This window comes from Aquidulcibacter sp., assembly GCF_044346625.1.
Classification (GTDB): domain Bacteria; phylum Pseudomonadota; class Alphaproteobacteria; order Caulobacterales; family Aquidulcibacteraceae; genus Aquidulcibacter.
The window spans coordinates 38,511-54,145 of record NZ_JBIIYV010000004.1 but is presented as its reverse complement, the minus strand read 5'-3'; the positions used below and the strand labels follow the sequence as shown (position 1 = coordinate 54,145).

The window sequence follows — 15,635 nt, the reverse complement described above, 5'->3', positions numbered from 1 at the left end:
CTGATTATTCGATCACGCAGAGCGCTTCGCCATATTCAACGGGTTGAGCATCATGGACAAGAATAGCCGTTACTGTCCCAGAGCGTGGCGAAGGCACAGGGTTCATGGTCTTCATCGCTTCGATGATGAACAGCTGTTGGCCTTCCTTCACCGTATCGCCGACCTTGATAAAGGCTGAAGCGCCGGGTTCTGGCTGGGTATAGACCGTGCCGACCATAGGCGAGGGAACCGCGCCGGGGTGTTTGGCAGGATCAGCCGCTGGGGCTGGCGCAGCGGGTGCCGACGCAGAATTTGCCGCCGCAGGGGCCATCGCCGTGGGGGCTTGGGCCATTGGCACATGCGCTTGGACCATTTGAGGCGCGATATTGGCTTGACGCGCAACACGCACGCGAACCCCTTCGTTTTCTACTTCAATCTCGCTCAGGTCCGTATCGCGCAGGATACGCGCCAGATCCTTGACCAATTTTGTGTCGAATCCTGACTGGCTCATTCGTCTCTCCTATAGGTCTGACTTAGGACCTTCGTTTTTGGGGCAAAAGGGTCAGCTTTTGACCGATAGTTTCTTGGATAGGGCTTCTAGGCCCAATACGTAAGAGTGCAGGCCAAAGCCCGCGATTGTCCCAATTGCTGCCATCCCAACATAGGAGTGATGACGAAACGCTTCGCGCCGCAACGGGTTGGACAAATGGATCTCGATCACAGGAATGCTCATGGCCTTAATCGCATCATAGATCGCAAGCGATGTGTGGGTCAGTGCCCCGGCATTGAGTAAGACGCCTGCGCCATGGTCACGGGCTTCTTGCAGCCAATCCACCAATTGGCCTTCACTATTGGACTGACGGAAGACAAGCTTCATCCCCAAGCGTTCGGCCAGCGCGGAGCATGCGGCTTCCACATCCGCCAGCGTATCGGTCCCGTAAATCTCAGGTTCGCGCGTGCCTAACAGGTTGAGGTTTGGCCCATTGAGCACAAAAATCGCTTTTTCCATGGACAAGGTGTAACCTTGCTTTGCCGAAAGGGAAAGGTGGCCATGCTGAAATGGTTGCATCTTATGGCCGCTTTCCTGCACAACCGCCTTGATCAAACCAACCAAGCCCGCCCATATCTGCGACCAATGAGGGCGCGATGATTATTTATCTCAATGGTGAAGAGCATCAGGTTGAACCGGGGACAAGTTTGACGACTTTGGTCGGCCGCCTTGTCGCCGATCCGCGCGGCGTGGCGATTGAGCGCAACCGGGTGATCGTCATGAAGTCGCAATGGGATCAAACCATATTGGCTGACGGTGACCAGTTAGAATTTGTGCAATTTGTAGGCGGGGGATGAGGGTTTGACCGAAACAACTAAAGACCTCAACCAAGATGATAGCTGGACTGTTGCCGGGCGCACCTTCTCATCGCGCTTAATCATCGGCACAGGTAAATACCGCGACTATGCCCAGAATGCTGCGGCGGCAGAGGCGGCTGGCGTGGAAATCGTCACCGTTGCCGTGCGGCGGGTCAATTTATCGGACCCCACCCAGCCGCGCTTGACGGACTTTGTCGACCCCAAGCGCTATACTTTTCTGCCCAACACGGCGGGATGTTTCACCGCCGAAGATGCGCTGCGGACGCTGCGGCTTGCCCGCGAGGCAGGTGGCTGGAGCTTGGTGAAGCTGGAAGTGCTGTCAGACCAGAAAACGCTTTATCCAGATATGATTGAAACACTCGAGGCCACCAAAGTTTTGGTGAAAGAGGGCTTCGACGTTATGGTCTATTGCACCGATGACCCGGTGTTTGCGCGTCGCTTAGAAGATGCCGGCGCGTGCGCCATTATGCCATTGGGGGCACCGATTGGCTCGGGCCTTGGCATTCAAAACCCCGTGAACATCCGCTTGATCGTCGAAGCCGCCCGCGTTCCAGTCTTGGTCGATGCAGGCGTTGGCACCGCTTCAGAGGCCGCAATTGCTATGGAGCTCGGTTGCGATGGGGTTTTGATGAATACCGCCATTGCCGAAGCCAAGGACCCCATCCGCATGGCGCGCGCCATGAAGCATGCCGTCCTAGCCGGTCGTGACGCTTATTTGGCTGGCCGCATGGGGCGCAAGCGTTATGCTGATCCATCCAGCCCCTTGGCAGGCCTGATCTAGCCGCACCTTCTGCGTCATATGCTTGACGCTTTTACAGGGCGGGCCTACCCCGCCCACACACCGGGGAGCCCCACGATGAGGGGCTGAGAGGCCATAAACGATCCTTGAGGATTGTCGTGTGGCGACCCGTAGAACCTGCTCCGGATCATGCCGGCGAAGGGAGGGGCCACTATGACGTTATCACTCGTTATTCTCGCTGTGGCGCAAGCTGCGCAACCTGTCGACTTAGAACACCACGCAAGTATTGCTGCTTCGCCGCCGATTACTGAGGTAATCACCGTACGTGGACGGAGAGAATCTAGGTTCGACACAGCAGCCACTGCGGTCATCATATCAGATGAGGGGATTGCAAGTATCGACGATGTGGCCACCGCAGTTCCCGGCGTCTGGATGGTCAATGATCAAGACCCAGGTACCAATATCCTGTCCATCCGGGGTGCGACAACGGATCGCTTGCAACAGGCCTCCGTCGCCATGGTGCTGGACGGTGTGCCTTTGGCCGATACTGAATTGTTCACGCCACGCCTCTATGATATCGGCACCATAGAAGTTTTAAAGGGACCTCAAGGGGCGCTATTCGGGAAGAATGCCTCAGGCGGCGTGATTGGTATTCGCACCGGGCAAAGCATCTCTTATCTTGAAGCCACCGCAGGCAATGGCGGCTTGGACGAAATTGAGGCCGCCCATAGCTTCGAACTCGGCGCTGACTGGAAGTTGCGGGCTTCTGGCCTGTGGTCGTCTGCCGATGGCTGGATTAAGAATACCACGCTCAATCGCTTGGTCGATGCGGTTGAAACCCGCAGCGCGCGTCTGCGCCTGACGGGACCTGCCTTAGGCTGGGAATTGGATTTCAAGTTTCAGTATTTGGAAGATGAGGGCGGGGCCGCTTGGGCGAGCTCCAACAATGTCACCGGCAAGAATGCAGGCCGTCTTTCTGGCAAAGTTCTGATCAATCCAATCGGCGATTATCCGGGCCAATCCAAGCGGCGTTGGGGGCAGGGGGTGGCGAAGGCTTCGCGCCCAATCGCAGGGGGCACTTTGACTGCCTATGTCGCCCGGGATTCCTATGCCAAGCGCTGGGATGAGGAACTGGACTATCGCCCAGGGCCGTTGACCTTCTTTGGCTTTCCAGCTTTCCCAACTGGTATTCAGCCTATTCGCCAGCCCATTGATCTGCGCGCCACCACGGCCGAAGTGCGTTGGATTTCGGATGATAATCAAAACTTCAGCCATCAATGGGGGCTGTTTGTTCAGGACACCGACAAAGATCGCACTGACGATTTTGGCCCCTTGCTATTCGGTGGACCAGCGCCGCGCTATCTAACCCGGTCTCATCAGACATCTGTCTTTGGCGGCCTTGGCTATTGGGTGACGGATGCAATTAAGCTGGAAGCACAGGGTCGGCTGGACCGCGATGAGCGGTCGCAGACGATTTTAAGCCAAGTTGGTGGGCCTGTGATCTCCCGTCGTGACGGCACGTTTGAGCGCTTTCAGCCACGCGTCACCGCGCAGTGGCTAAGCGGGGATACCAATCTCTTCCTCACTTATGGAGACGCCTATCGCCCGGGTGGTTTCAACCCGACCCCAGCTGCCAGTTCGATCTGGAAAGCCACTTATCGACCCGAGATCACCAACTCATTGGAATTGGGCTGGAAGCAAAAAATGCCTGTTGCATCGGGGCGCTTAGAGCTCAATATCTTTTCCAACAAGGTTGAGGATTATCAAAACTATACGTTCATCGACAATCAGTCGGTGACCTTGAACGTGGACGAAGTGACGGTGAGGGGCCTAGAGGCCAGCATCTTCCTAGAGCCCTTGGACGGCCTCGACCTGTCGGCCAGCTATGCTTTGGCCGATACCAAGATTGAGCGCTTTATCGCCACCGATCCGCTTTTGGGTTCCCCCGCCACGCGAGACTATAGCGGCAAGGCCATCCCCAATGCGCCCAAGGACACGGGCAAAGTGTCGGCAACCTATAGAGTTAGCCTTGATGAGTTATCTCTAACGGGCCGCATCGACGCCAATTATGCCGGTAAGACTTTTTATGAGATCGACAATGTGCTCTATTCGCCAGGCCGTTGGTGGACAGACCTGACGCTCAGCGCCAGGCGCGACGCTTGGACGGCAACCCTGCAAGCTCAAAACCTCACCAATGAGCGCTGGGCTATTTCCGCCTTTGGCCAAGGGATGACAGGCCTATTGGCAGGCCTTGGCCCCGGTGGCCCGTTTGACACGTTCACCATCAACCGCGGGCGCAAAGTCATCTTCAGCCTACGTAGGGAGTTTTAAGTCATGGCTTTTACCGACGATGTCTGGGCTGCGGCCACCAAGCTGCGCGAAGCCGTGCACGCCCATCCTTTCAATACGGAATTGTCGGCAGGCACCTTATCGCGGGATGCCTTTGCCCATTATATGATCCAAGACAGCCTCTATCTCCAGGGCTACGCGCGTGTTCTGGCTTTGGGTGCGGCCAAAGCGCCAGCGGCGGATGAAATCTTGGAATTCTCCAAAGCTGCCGAAGTTGCCATCATTGTCGAGCGCGCGCTGCATGCCGGTTACCTTGAGCAATTTGGCATTGATCCCCGCGCGGCTGAAACTGCTGCGGCGACACCGGCTTGCGAGGCTTATGTGAACTTCATGCTGGCTACCGCGGTAACCGATAGTTTTGCGGTGCTGGCAGCGGCCGTTCTGCCTTGCTTTTGGCTCTATCAAGATGTCGGCACCACCATCGCTAAGCAGGGGGCACCCAATAATTTCTATCAGGCGTGGATTGATACCTATGCGGATGAAGGTTTCGCCGAGGCAACAGAGCGCATGAAGGCCATCGTCAATGCAGCAGCCGAGGCCGCAGGGCCCGCAGAGCGCGCCCGCATGGAGGCCGCTTTCCTGCGCTGTGCTCAACATGAGTGGTTGTTTTGGGATAGTGCCTACCACCAAAAAGACTGGCCCGTTCGCCCTTAAAGCCAAGCCTGATGCATTTGTGTATCAGTGCGTTCAACTTATTGCGAAAACCGCTTCTCTTGTCAGCTTGACCGCTTGAAGCAAGTTCAAGTCAGTCCATAAAGGAGAAAAGAGGAAACGCACTCCATGGGCCTAATCGACAGCATCAAGCGCGAGGTAAAATTCTTTTCGGCTTTAAGTCGCACCAATAATTGGATGAAGGACTTAAGCCCAGATAGCCAAGTCTTGTTGCCGGACAATTGGGAAGCTATTTGCGACCAATTCAATTCTAAACCCGCTATTGTGTTTGAGGGCAAGACTTGGACCTACGGGCAATTTGATGGCCGCGCGAACCTTTATGCGCATTGGGCGGTCTCGATTGGTTTGAAAGCTGGCGACGTGGTGTCGCTCTTCATGCAAAACCGACCTGATTACTTGGCGGCTTGGTACGGCCTGACCAAGATCGGGGTGATCGTGGCTTTGATCAACCACAATCTACAAGGTCCATCACTCCTGCATTGCGTCACGATTGCAAAGTCAAAGGCCGCTATTGTCGGGGTGGAACAGGCCGATTTGTGGGCCACAATCGATGGTCAGCTAGAGGGCGTCTCAGTTTGGGCCGCGGGGGGTTTGATCCCCAATGCCAATGACTTGGATCGCGCCTTGAACGCGCAGAGCAATAAGCGGCCTTCGCGCGCCTATCGCGAAATGCTGACAGCCAAAGACCCCTGCCTTTATGTCTATACCTCGGGCACAACCGGTAATCCCAAAGCGGCAACCTTATCGCATTTACGGACCCAAGGCATGAGCCGATCCTTTATTGCGGCGACCAATACCGGGCCAGGAGACCGGGTCTATTGCCCGCTGCCGCTCTATCACGGCACAGGCGGCATCTGTGGTGTTGGTCTTGTCTTGAATACGGGTGCAACTTTAGTGTTGCGCCGTAAGTTTTCCGCCACCCAATTCTGGGACGATATTGTCGATCAGGAATGCACAGTCTTTGCCTATATTGGCGAATTGTTCCGTTATCTGGTCAGCGTACCGCCGCATCCAAAAGAACAGGCGCACAAGCTTAAGTCCTGCTTTGGGAACGGCTTGCGGCCTGACGTCTGGGCGCGTGCCGAAGAGCGCTTTAAAATCCCGCTCATTTGTGAGTTCTACGGCTCCACCGAAGGCAATGTCAGCTTCATCAATGTGGAAGGCAAGCTGGGCGCGGTTGGCCGCATTCCGGGTTATCTGAAAAAGCGTTTCAATGTAGAGCTGGTTCGCTTTGATATTGAAGAAGAAAAGCCGATCCGCAATGAAGAGGGCTTGTGTGAGAAGTGCGCCTTTGACGAGGTGGGTGAGGCCATCGGCAAGATCGATACAACCAATGTGAGGGCTCGCTTCGACGGCTATGCGAACGACAAGGTGGCATCTGAGAAGAAGCTTTTGCGCGACGTCTTTGAAAAGGGCGATTTATGGTTCCGCACCGGCGACCTCTTGAAGCAAGACAAACTCGGCTATTTTTACTTCGTGGACCGGATCGGCGATACCTATCGCTGGAAGTCTGAAAATGTCTCGACCAATGAAGTGGGCGAGGCCTTGTGTATCTATCCTGGCGTTGAGCAAGCCAATGTTTATGGCGTGGATGTACCCCACGCCGATGGCCGAGCTGGCATGGCCGTGATTGTCTCGCCGAAGCCGATTGATTTGGCAGCCCTGTCGGCCCATGTGCGGACTGAATTGCCTAGCTATGCCATTCCGTTATTCTTACGCTTCCAAACGGAAATGGAGGTTACGGGCACCTTCAAGTACCGTAAGGTCGATTTGGTCAAGGCCGGTTTTGACCCGGCGCAGATTTCCGACCCTATGGTTTGGATGAACCCTGCAACCCGCCTCTATGAGCCTTTGACTCCTGAGGTTTTTGAAGCATTTCAACTCGGGCAGATCAGATATTGATCGCTTGGAAAGTAAATATTGACAAATGTAGAGTAAACACACGCGCATGTTTGATGTGCGTGATCGTGGTGCAGAAGTAGTAGAGCTTGCTTGGTGGGACCCTGAGGTCCTCATCGCAGCCAATATCATGCCCGCGACAGGCCTTGCGACTGACTATTTGAATGTCTTTAACGAGGCCGTCATGTTGTTTGGTCTGTTGGGCGATATGCCTGATATGATTGAAGAACTGCGCAATTGGGAACCCTTGAGCTATGAGCAGCATTTTGCGCGCTCTGGCTTTCAGGCCAAGGATTTGGCGATTCTAGCGTATCAAAATGCAGACCCCGCCATTAAAGGCCCGTTTGATGCCCTCAGCCACGAGACGTGCGACTTGCTGCAGCAGGCTATCGCGCAGGCAGAAGGGCTTATCCAGCAAGGTGCGCCGTTGGACGACTTCATCGCTGAAACCACGATGGCGCTGCAATCGTCCATCATGATGCTCGATGGCATGGTACATGGTGGTGCGGCGGGCGGTGCTCAAGACGATATTGACGCCTTGTTCGACTAAGCCCCGCCCTTAACCCGCGACGTTTTAGCTGCGCCGCGCGGTATAGCCAACGCGCGGGAAGTGAACCACTAAAGTCCCAAGACCCGGCACATCACGCTCTAACGCAATCTCGCTGGCGTCGGAAAACACCAGCTTACCTGTAACGGGGTCGCGCCCGTAATCGTCTGGCGAGACTGAGACGAAATCTCCTTCGCGCAAACCTTGTGGCTCCTGCTCATCGACGCCAGTGCGGGCGATGGGCGTACACTGTCCGGCAAGGGCCACCGCTTCTTGCGACGTCATCTTCTCAATCGTGCCATGACCAATGTCATCGACCCGCTCAACCCAGTCGCGCGCGGTTTCAAATGGGGCCATCAGGCTGTCATAGCCCGGGCGGTAGGCGTTACGAAGGAACCAAAAATTCATATAGGCAGAGATGTCGCCGAGGCCCGGTTTATCACCAAAAAGCCAGTCGCCCTTAGACGCTTCAAGGGCTTCTTCCACCCAAGCTACATGGCCGCGCCACTGGTCGCGCATCATGGGTGAGGCGGCGCGCATTTGCTCGGTGTCAAAGGGTCTACCCGACAATTGTTCGCGGTCGCGCTTAAACGCTTCAGGCACATTGAAGCCCTCGGCACCAAAAATAATAGGCACGCTTGCCTGAAAGAAGGCCCGATCCGCCCACATGGCGATCATCCATGAAAGCCCGGCTTCGCCATTGGGGTAGAGCGTTGGGGTTGGATGACGGCGTTCAATCTCGCGCAGGATCAACTGCGTGTCGCAATAAATGTCGGCCCCGATCTGCAGCACAGGCGTGCGACGATAGCCACCTGTGAGCGGGGTCAAATCTGGCTTGGGCATGATGGAGGGGATATTCACCGAGACCCAAGTCAACCCCTTGAGGCCCAAGACCAAACGAATTTTCTCAGAAAATGGCGAGGCGTTGAAATGGTGTAAAATCAGACTATCGGCATCGGCCATGAGAACATCCTTCGACAAGCGACTCGCGCATGAGTTGGTTTCCTTTTAACGAGCCAAATGTATTCGACCAGTCCTTCACCAAAATGCGACGCGACAAATACAGTTAGGCGCGTTACATCAGGCAATATCCAGAAATAGGCGCGGTATCAAACCGTGTTAGGGGGAAATATGTTTGACTTTGAAGCCACAAAATCGGTTGCGGACATCACCCGCGTACAGGCTGCGGCCCGTCCAGACGGCATTGCCATCTCGTTCAAGGATCGCACGACGACATTTGCCCGCTTGGACACAATCGCTAACCAAATCGCACAGGCACTAATCAATCTGGGCGTAAAGCCGGATGATCGGGTGGCTGTTTATGGCGCAAATTCCGATCATTACCTCGCCTTATTCTTTGGTTGCGTGAAGGCTCGCGCAACCCTTGTCGGCGTCAACGCGCGCTTGGCCCCGCCGGAAGTGGCTTACGTGCTTGACGATAGTCAGGCCAAAGTTTTTTTAGTTGGTAGTCATTTTTATGAAATTGCCGCAGCAGCTCTAGATCATGCCACCAATAAGCCGATGACCCTGGCCCTTGATGGTGGCCATGCAAGCTGGGCCAGCTATCAGGATTGGCATGAAGCTGCTTCGTCAGAGGATCCCGGCCTGCCGTGCTTGCCCAATGATGATGTCATTCAACTTTACACCTCTGGCACCACAGGCTTACCCAAAGGCGTGCAGATCACCAACCAAAACTATATGTCCTTCTTTGAGTTTGGCATTGGCGCGGAATGGGCGAAATATGAGGCGGGTGAAGCTGTTCTGATCGCCATGCCGATGTTCCATGTCGCCGGGATCAACAGCGCCATCTTATGCGTTGCCCAAGGTGCGAAGGCTGTCGTGTTGGAGCAGGTCGACCCGGTTGAAATCCTGCGTTTGATCGCGGTTGAAAAGATCGCCCACGCCTTCGTCGTTCCTGCTGTGATCAATATTCTGATCCAGGTCAATTCCAAGATACCAACCGACTTCTCGGCCCTGAAGCGGATGTATTACGGTGCTTCCCCGATTGCGGAGGATTTGTTGTTGCAGGCCCAAGCGACGTTTGGCTGCTCCTTCACCCAATTGTACGGCATGACGGAAAGCTTAGGCGCTGGCACTTATCTGCCGCCAGAAGCACATGATCCGGCGCGCGGCAAGTTGCGCTCGTGCGGCATTGCTTGGCCCGGGTTTGAGATTGAATGCCGTCGTGATGATGGCAGTGCTTGTGAGGTGGGCGAAGTAGGTGAGATTGCCATGCGTTCTACCACCATCATGAAAGGCTATTTCAACCGGCCTGACGCGACCGCTGCGACCGTCAAAGATGGCTGGCTTTATACGGGTGACGCAGGCTTCTTTGACGATGAAGGCTATCTCTATATCCACGACCGTGTGAAGGACATGATCGTGACCGGGAGCGAGAATGTGTATCCAGCCGAAGTCGAAAACGCGGTATTCGGCCATCCGGCCGTTGCCGATGTCGCGGTTGTCGGCGTGCCAGACGAGAAATGGGGCGAGGCAGTCAAGGCCATTATCGTGTTGAAGCCCGGCGAAACGGCAGAGCCTTCCGATATCATCGCTTGGACCAAAGCGCGGATCGCAGGATATAAAGTGCCGAAAAGCGTGGACTTCATCTCCGAGCTCCCACGTAACCCTTCTGGCAAAATTCTCCGGCGTGAATTGCGTGAACCTTACTGGGTTGGCCATTCAAGACGGGTGGCTTAAAGCGCACGTTCTGTGACGCGCTAGGCAGCTTCTTGCTGCGCGACGGCCAAGCGGGGGAGGGACACAATCACCATGGTCCCGACCCCGACTTCAGATGCAATGGTCAAAGTGCCGCCATGCATCTCTGCAAATGAACGCGACAAGGCAAGGCCTAAGCCACTGCCTTGATTGGACCTAGCATGTTCGTTTTCAACTTGCTCAAACGGTCGAGCCAAGCGTGGCAAGTCCTCGGCTTTGATGCCGATCCCATTGTCGATTACGCGAATGATCACCGAATCCAGATTGTTCTTTACCTGTACCAGAACTTTACCATTTTCCGGCGTGAACTTAATCGCATTGGACAGCAAGTTGATCATAATCTGCTTGATCGCCCGTGCGTCGCCGGTCACATCGCCGGCCTCTGCAAGCTCGCCAACGAGGGCGATACCTTTTTCCTCTGACCGGCCGCGTACCAAACGCATCGCTTGCTCAATCGTTTCCTGCAAATCCATCGGCTTGGGATAGATCTTAAACTTGCCAGCTTCGACTTTTGCCATGTCGAGCACATCGTTGATCAGCTCAAGCAAGTGCTTTCCACTGTTGAGAATGTCGGTCGCATAGGTGAGGTAACGGCGGTCACCCAAGGGGCCATAGAGCTGTTGGACCATAATCTCTGAGAAGCCATTGATCGCGTTAAGCGGCGTGCGCAGCTCATGGCTCATATTGGCCAAGAAGCCACTCTTGGCATTTGACGCTTCTTCAGCGCGTTGCCGCTCGGTCCGATACTTCTCAGCCAGTTCAGAAGCCTTGTGCTCAGAGCGCTCCAGCTCAACCACGACCGAACGCATCTGCCGCTCAGAGCGCATGATGCTTTCTTCGGTTTCCTTTAGCGGCGAGATATCAATACCGATGGAAACTAACCCACCGTCGGAGGTTTCCCGTTCAACCAGCTGAATCCAAACGCCATTGTCCAGTTCAATTTCTTGTGCCAATTCGTCATATCGATCTGGCCGTTGCGATTTTACGCGTTTGGCGGCCGCTGCAGAAACCGCAGTATAGGACGCCCCGGTCTGCAGGATTGTTCCGTCTAGGCCAAAGGTCTTGGCGAAGCCGCCATTCCACAGAATCAAGCGCCGATCCTTGGACCAGAGCGCAAAGGGACCCGAGATGGAATCGATCGCATCGCGAAGGCGGCGCTCGGCCGCGGCGACACGGGCCTCTGAGTTACGTTCTTCTGAAACATCAATCGACACGCCAATCGCCCGAATGCTGCCAGGTCGTTGTCGATCGACCGCCGCGCGCCCGCGCAATTGGACGTGTGTTACGCCTGTGGTCCGAGTGATTTTGACCACAATATCCAAAATACCAATTTGGGCGGCTGAAGCTAAGGCCGCACGAAGCCGCGCTTGATCCTCGGCGCTCAACGCCTGCAAGACTTCTTGGGTATCAAATCGCCCGGCACCTGAGAGACCAAAGCTCTGAGCCAGACGTTGGGTCAAATAGACGCGGTCGTTGGTGATGTCCCAATCCCAGACGCCACATCGGGCCCCTTCAATCGCGACTCGTAAGCGCCGCTCTGCATCGCGCATTTGGACGCGCGCCGAGGCAAAACGTTCTGACTGTCCTTGAACCAAGAACCAGATCCCGGCGGCTGCCAATACTGGCCCTAAGAACAAGAGGCCGAACATGATGGCACTGCGCAGCCAAGCTGCTTCAATGGGACCACGGTCTCGCGAGACGAAAGCAGTCAGGCCGTTTTCCGCCACGGCCGTTCCTACAACGATGTTTTGGCCATCCACATCTCTGACATAGAAGCCTAAAGCGGCGCCCGCCGCTGGTGGCGATTTGAGGCCGAAGGCAGGTAAGGCTCCTTGAGTCGAAACAGCCTTAAAGGCGGGCTGGACAGAGATTAGGTTGCCGCCGGGTTCACCAACGCCGACACGCCGGCCGGGGCCAAGGGCATCGAGCCCTTTGAAGGTTACGAAAGCTGCCAATGCGCCGCCATCGACGGTGCGGACGGAAATGGCTGGAGAATAGCGACCCCCGCCTAATGCGACTGCTCCACTCCAACCATCGGTCTGGGCCATTTGGGCAGCGGCGGCCAACGCCCCAATATCGCTGGACGAAGCAGAGCCTTGCGAGACCAAGACACCTTTGCTGTCAAAGCTTGCAACCGCTTGTAGCCCCGGTGCAGTAGCAGCTACGGTCGCTCCATTGGCCATCCCAAGACCACTTGCCGCCACTAAGCTGGCCCGCGCTTCTCGAATAGCAGCGTCGATTTGTGACGTAATTAGACGGGCTTCAGAAGCAGCCTCATGGGTGGCGTCGCGGTGAAAGCGATCATAATCGCGCTTGGCCAGAAGCAAGATAACCGCAGCAAAAAGTGCGCATAAGACAAGCGTGATGGCAACCGGCCATTGGCCGCTCATCTCGTCGTCTTTAGGTGCCGCTTTGGCCATTTACTTACCCGAATCAGAGGGATCTCACCCTCATTTGCCGAAAGGGTAAAGGAGTTCTTAACGCGACGTCTAGGGCGGGGGCTCAGCTTCCTGTGAACCTTTCGCACAATTTACAGGCCACCGCGCACAACAGGCTGTTCGCCCCCAACAAAATTGGCCGGCGTCTCGGGGCTAAACCTGGCTGAAAGTCAGGCGATCAAACCGTCATAGACTTTCGACAAAATTTCGCGGGTATTGGCAGAAAGGGAATTGCGGTCCAACAAGGCTTGCAAAGCCTGCTTTGCCAAGCTCTGTCGGGGCTCGTTCACGCGTGAACAGGATTCAAACACGGTCCCCAACCGGGCGGCGAGGGCACCATTGGTGCCATCGACATCGGCTATGAGGTCCGCAATGGCTTGATAACCTGCCCCATCCGGGTGGTGGAACGCGGCAGGATTACCGCTCGCAAATGCCCCACCAAGTGCGCGCACCCGGTTGGGATTCAACAAAGTGAAACCGGGGTCCGCACGCAAGGTTTGAAAGGTCGCCAGCGGGTCTTCACATAGGGCCATCGCTTGCACGCGGAACCATTTGTCCATCACCAATGCATTGTCTGAAAACCGCTCTTTAAATGCAACCAAAGCAGCGTGATAACGCGGCCCACCAAATTGGGAGAGACCATCGAGCGCGCTCATCATGTCCGTCATATTGCGGGCAGCAAAGAAGGTGTTTTCGGCGCGCATGGCCGCACGGTCGGTTCCGCTTGCGCTCAAAAGGTCGAGACAAGCGGCCATTAAAGCCCGTTGGCCTGCCGCTTGCGCGCTAGCCGAAAAGGCTTGCGCCGGATCGTAGAGTGCAAAACAAGCATCTAGTTCGGCGTCGAGTTGTTCTGCCAAGAGTCGCCGCACAAAGTTGCGGGCAGCCAATAGATTGGATGGGTCACATAGTGGCTCTAATTGCATCAATTCACTTACATCCGGCAATCGCAACAAAAGAGCGGCGAAAGCTGGGTCATGCGTCGCATCGGCCAAGGCACCTTGGAACGCGCGCGCGAGGTCTTGCGCTACCTCCGGCTCCTGACCCGCCCGAAGGCTTTTGGCCGCCGAAAGCAACGTGTTGCGTGCAATGGTTTGTGTCGATTCCCACCGAACAAAGGGGTCAGTGTCACACGCGGCTAAGAGCGCCAAATCGGCATCGCTGTGGTTTGTGATCAAGCGAACAGGGGACGAGAAGCCCCGCATATAGGACACCACAGGGCGATCCATCACCCTGTCAAAATGAAGGTCCAAAGCGTTGCTCGCCATCGGGATCAACCAATCATCGGCTGCCACGTCCGTATCGGCCAAATGGAGTTGCAAGGGTGCGCCATCGGGGCCGAAAAATGCCATAGAGATCGGCAGAGGCACCCAAGACTTCGAGGATTGCCCCGGGGTGTCCGGTGTCGATTGTTTGAAGCGGACTGTTAGCTTTTGGTTCGCCGCATCATAGTCGCTGATCGCCTCCAAACAGGGGGTGCCTGCCTGATCATACCAACGCTCTATCCCATGAAGCTGGTTGCCAGTTGCGGTCCGCATGGCGTGCAGCCAGTCTTCAATCGTCGCAGCTGTGCCGTCGTTTTCTGCAAAATAGAGGTTCGCCCCTTCCAAAAAGGCATCTCGGCCCACCAACGTCTGCAAGACCCGAATGATCTCCGCGCCCTTTTCATAAATGGTCGCGGTATAGAAATTGTCGATTTTGACATAGCTTTTCGGGCGGACCGGATGGGCGAGGGGCCCTGAATCCTCTGGGAATTGCCGCGCTCGAAGTGCCTTTACATCTTTAATGCGCTTAACGGCACGAGAGCGTTGATCGGCAGAAAACTCTTGATCCCGGAATACTGTGAAGCCCTCTTTGAGGGACAATTGGAACCAGTCGCGGCACGTGACTCGGTTGCCGGACCAATTGTGGAAATATTCATGCGCGACAACCGCTTCAATGGCTTCGTAATCGGCATCGGTCGCGGTCGTCTCATCTGCCAATAAAAGCGCAGAATTGAAGATATTGAGGCCTTTATTTTCCATCGCCCCGAAATTGAAGTCCGAGACGGCTACAATGTTGAACACGTCCAAATCATATTCGCGACCGAAGACGTCCTCGTCCCATTTCATGGATCTCTTCAGCGCGTCCATGGCATAGATTGCCCGTGAGGCCGCGCCCTTATCGACATAGATGCAAAGCTCAACATTTCTGCCCGAGCGGGTCACAAACTGATCTTCGAGCGTGTCAAAGCCACCTGCAACCAAGGCAAACAAATAGGATGGTTTCGGATGGGGATCATCCCAAGCCGCCCAATGGCGGCCGTCGTCATAGGTGCCTATGGCAACGCGATTTCCGTTGGACAAGAGGGAGGGAAAGTCAGTCTCTGGTGCTTCAACCCGCACGTGGAAGCGGCTCATCACATCGGGGCGATCGGGCCAAAAGGTGATGTGCCGGAAGCCTTCTGCCTCGCACTGTGTGCAAAAGCGTCCAGCAGACATGTAGAGTCCTGACAAAGCCGTATTAGCCGCAGGATTGATGGCAACTTTTGTCTCTAGCTTGAAAGAATCCGGCACGCTTTTCAGGGTCAGCCCATTTTCGTCGATTTGATACTCGTGTGCCGATAACGGCTGGCCATTGAGTTCGACGGATAAGAGTTCAAGTCCCACACCATCTAATTTTAGCGCTTCGCCTTTGGCCCATTCATGGGGTTTGCGATCAATGATCAGGCGCGATGTCACAATTGTTCGCGTGGGGTGGAGGTCAAACACCAGCGATGCGTGCGAAATCGAAAAAGGGTACGGGCGATAGTCTTGGAGACGGACGGGGATGTGTTCTTGAGTGCGCATTTGAGGGGCTTAGCCCGCCAATGGTCACCTTGTCCAAACTTTTTTGTTGAATTTGAGCCACCGCGCAACCCTTCAGGTCTTCGGAAATTCAAGCGACTCTA

The 15,635-nt window shown here is 55.5% G+C and carries 12 protein-coding genes and 1 riboswitch; of the genes, 7 read left to right on the top strand and 5 right to left on the bottom strand.

Features of this window, described 5'->3' with window-relative positions; all coding sequences use genetic code 11:
• Positions 1-4: 4 nt before the first annotated feature.
• Complete coding sequence (gene accB, locus ACIQ20_RS02645; protein WP_395777157.1) at positions 5-490, bottom strand: acetyl-CoA carboxylase biotin carboxyl carrier protein; 486 nt, start codon at positions 488-490, stop codon at positions 5-7.
• Positions 491-541: 51 nt separating this feature from the next.
• The gene (gene aroQ, locus ACIQ20_RS02640; RefSeq protein WP_395777155.1) at positions 542-988 is read right to left on the bottom strand and encodes a type II 3-dehydroquinate dehydratase; all 447 of its coding nucleotides are present in this window, start codon (positions 986-988) and stop codon (positions 542-544) included.
• A 137-nt stretch (positions 989-1,125) separates the two neighbouring features.
• On the opposite strand from aroQ, the gene thiS reads away from it, so the two are divergent.
• The 6 genes from thiS to ACIQ20_RS02610 all read left to right on the top strand — a co-directional run bounded on the left by thiS (position 1,126) and on the right by ACIQ20_RS02610 (position 7,556).
• Positions 1,126-1,326, top strand: coding sequence for a sulfur carrier protein ThiS (gene thiS / locus ACIQ20_RS02635; RefSeq protein WP_395777153.1), 201 nt, complete (start codon positions 1,126-1,128; stop codon positions 1,324-1,326).
• Positions 1,327-1,330: 4 nt separating this feature from the next.
• Positions 1,331-2,128 carry a thiazole synthase gene (locus tag ACIQ20_RS02630; RefSeq protein ID WP_395777151.1) on the top strand — a complete coding sequence of 266 codons (798 nt, stop codon included), beginning with the start codon at positions 1,331-1,333 and terminating at the stop codon, positions 2,126-2,128.
• 51 nt (positions 2,129-2,179) lie between these two features.
• Positions 2,180-2,308, top strand: a riboswitch (TPP riboswitch).
• On the top strand, positions 2,300-4,417 hold the full coding sequence (locus tag ACIQ20_RS02625) for a TonB-dependent receptor (RefSeq protein ID WP_395777149.1): 2,118 nt from the start codon (positions 2,300-2,302) through the stop codon (positions 4,415-4,417). It overlaps the preceding riboswitch by 9 nt.
• 3 nt (positions 4,418-4,420) lie before the next feature.
• Complete coding sequence (gene tenA, locus ACIQ20_RS02620; protein ID WP_395777147.1) at positions 4,421-5,089, top strand: thiaminase II; 669 nt, start codon at positions 4,421-4,423, stop codon at positions 5,087-5,089.
• 126 nt (positions 5,090-5,215) lie between these two features.
• Positions 5,216-7,009 carry a long-chain-acyl-CoA synthetase gene (locus ACIQ20_RS02615; protein WP_395777145.1) on the top strand — a complete coding sequence of 598 codons (1,794 nt, stop codon included), beginning with the start codon at positions 5,216-5,218 and terminating at the stop codon, positions 7,007-7,009.
• A 46-nt stretch (positions 7,010-7,055) separates the two neighbouring features.
• On the top strand, positions 7,056-7,556 hold the full coding sequence (locus tag ACIQ20_RS02610; RefSeq protein ID WP_395777143.1) for a hypothetical protein: 501 nt from the start codon (positions 7,056-7,058) through the stop codon (positions 7,554-7,556).
• Between the two features lie 24 nt (positions 7,557-7,580).
• Here ACIQ20_RS02610 and ACIQ20_RS02605 read toward each other — a convergent pair whose 3' ends face one another.
• Positions 7,581-8,516, bottom strand: coding sequence for a glutathione S-transferase family protein (locus tag ACIQ20_RS02605; protein WP_395777141.1), 936 nt, complete (start codon positions 8,514-8,516; stop codon positions 7,581-7,583).
• Between the two features lie 168 nt (positions 8,517-8,684).
• Here ACIQ20_RS02605 and ACIQ20_RS02600 point away from each other — a divergent pair, with 168 nt between their 5' ends.
• The gene (locus ACIQ20_RS02600; RefSeq protein ID WP_395777139.1) at positions 8,685-10,253 is read left to right on the top strand and encodes a long-chain-fatty-acid--CoA ligase; all 1,569 of its coding nucleotides are present in this window, start codon (positions 8,685-8,687) and stop codon (positions 10,251-10,253) included.
• 20 nt (positions 10,254-10,273) lie between these two features.
• Here the strand turns inward: ACIQ20_RS02600 and ACIQ20_RS02595 are convergent, their stop codons facing one another.
• A complete protein-coding gene (locus ACIQ20_RS02595; protein WP_395777137.1) occupies positions 10,274-12,691 on the bottom strand; it encodes an ATP-binding protein in 2,418 nt (805 codons plus the stop codon).
• A gap of 188 nt (positions 12,692-12,879) precedes the next feature.
• Complete coding sequence (pepN, locus tag ACIQ20_RS02590; RefSeq protein ID WP_395777135.1) at positions 12,880-15,534, bottom strand: aminopeptidase N; 2,655 nt, start codon at positions 15,532-15,534, stop codon at positions 12,880-12,882.
• Positions 15,535-15,635 lie beyond the last annotated feature (101 nt).

Coding starts and splice junctions, on each gene's coding strand:
- accB (WP_395777157.1), bottom strand. CDS start 490: ATGAGCCAGTCAGGATTCGACACAAAATTGGTCAAGGATCTGGCGCGT.
- aroQ (WP_395777155.1), bottom strand. CDS start 988: ATGGAAAAAGCGATTTTTGTGCTCAATGGGCCAAACCTCAACCTGTTA.
- thiS (WP_395777153.1), top strand. CDS start 1,126: ATGATTATTTATCTCAATGGTGAAGAGCATCAGGTTGAACCGGGGACA.
- ACIQ20_RS02625 (WP_395777149.1), top strand. CDS start 2,300: ATGACGTTATCACTCGTTATTCTCGCTGTGGCGCAAGCTGCGCAACCT.
- tenA (WP_395777147.1), top strand. CDS start 4,421: ATGGCTTTTACCGACGATGTCTGGGCTGCGGCCACCAAGCTGCGCGAA.
- ACIQ20_RS02615 (WP_395777145.1), top strand. CDS start 5,216: ATGGGCCTAATCGACAGCATCAAGCGCGAGGTAAAATTCTTTTCGGCT.
- ACIQ20_RS02610 (WP_395777143.1), top strand. CDS start 7,056: ATGTTTGATGTGCGTGATCGTGGTGCAGAAGTAGTAGAGCTTGCTTGG.
- ACIQ20_RS02605 (WP_395777141.1), bottom strand. CDS start 8,516: ATGGCCGATGCCGATAGTCTGATTTTACACCATTTCAACGCCTCGCCA.
- ACIQ20_RS02600 (WP_395777139.1), top strand. CDS start 8,685: ATGTTTGACTTTGAAGCCACAAAATCGGTTGCGGACATCACCCGCGTA.
- ACIQ20_RS02595 (WP_395777137.1), bottom strand. CDS start 12,691: ATGGCCAAAGCGGCACCTAAAGACGACGAGATGAGCGGCCAATGGCCG.
- pepN (WP_395777135.1), bottom strand. CDS start 15,534: ATGCGCACTCAAGAACACATCCCCGTCCGTCTCCAAGACTATCGCCCG.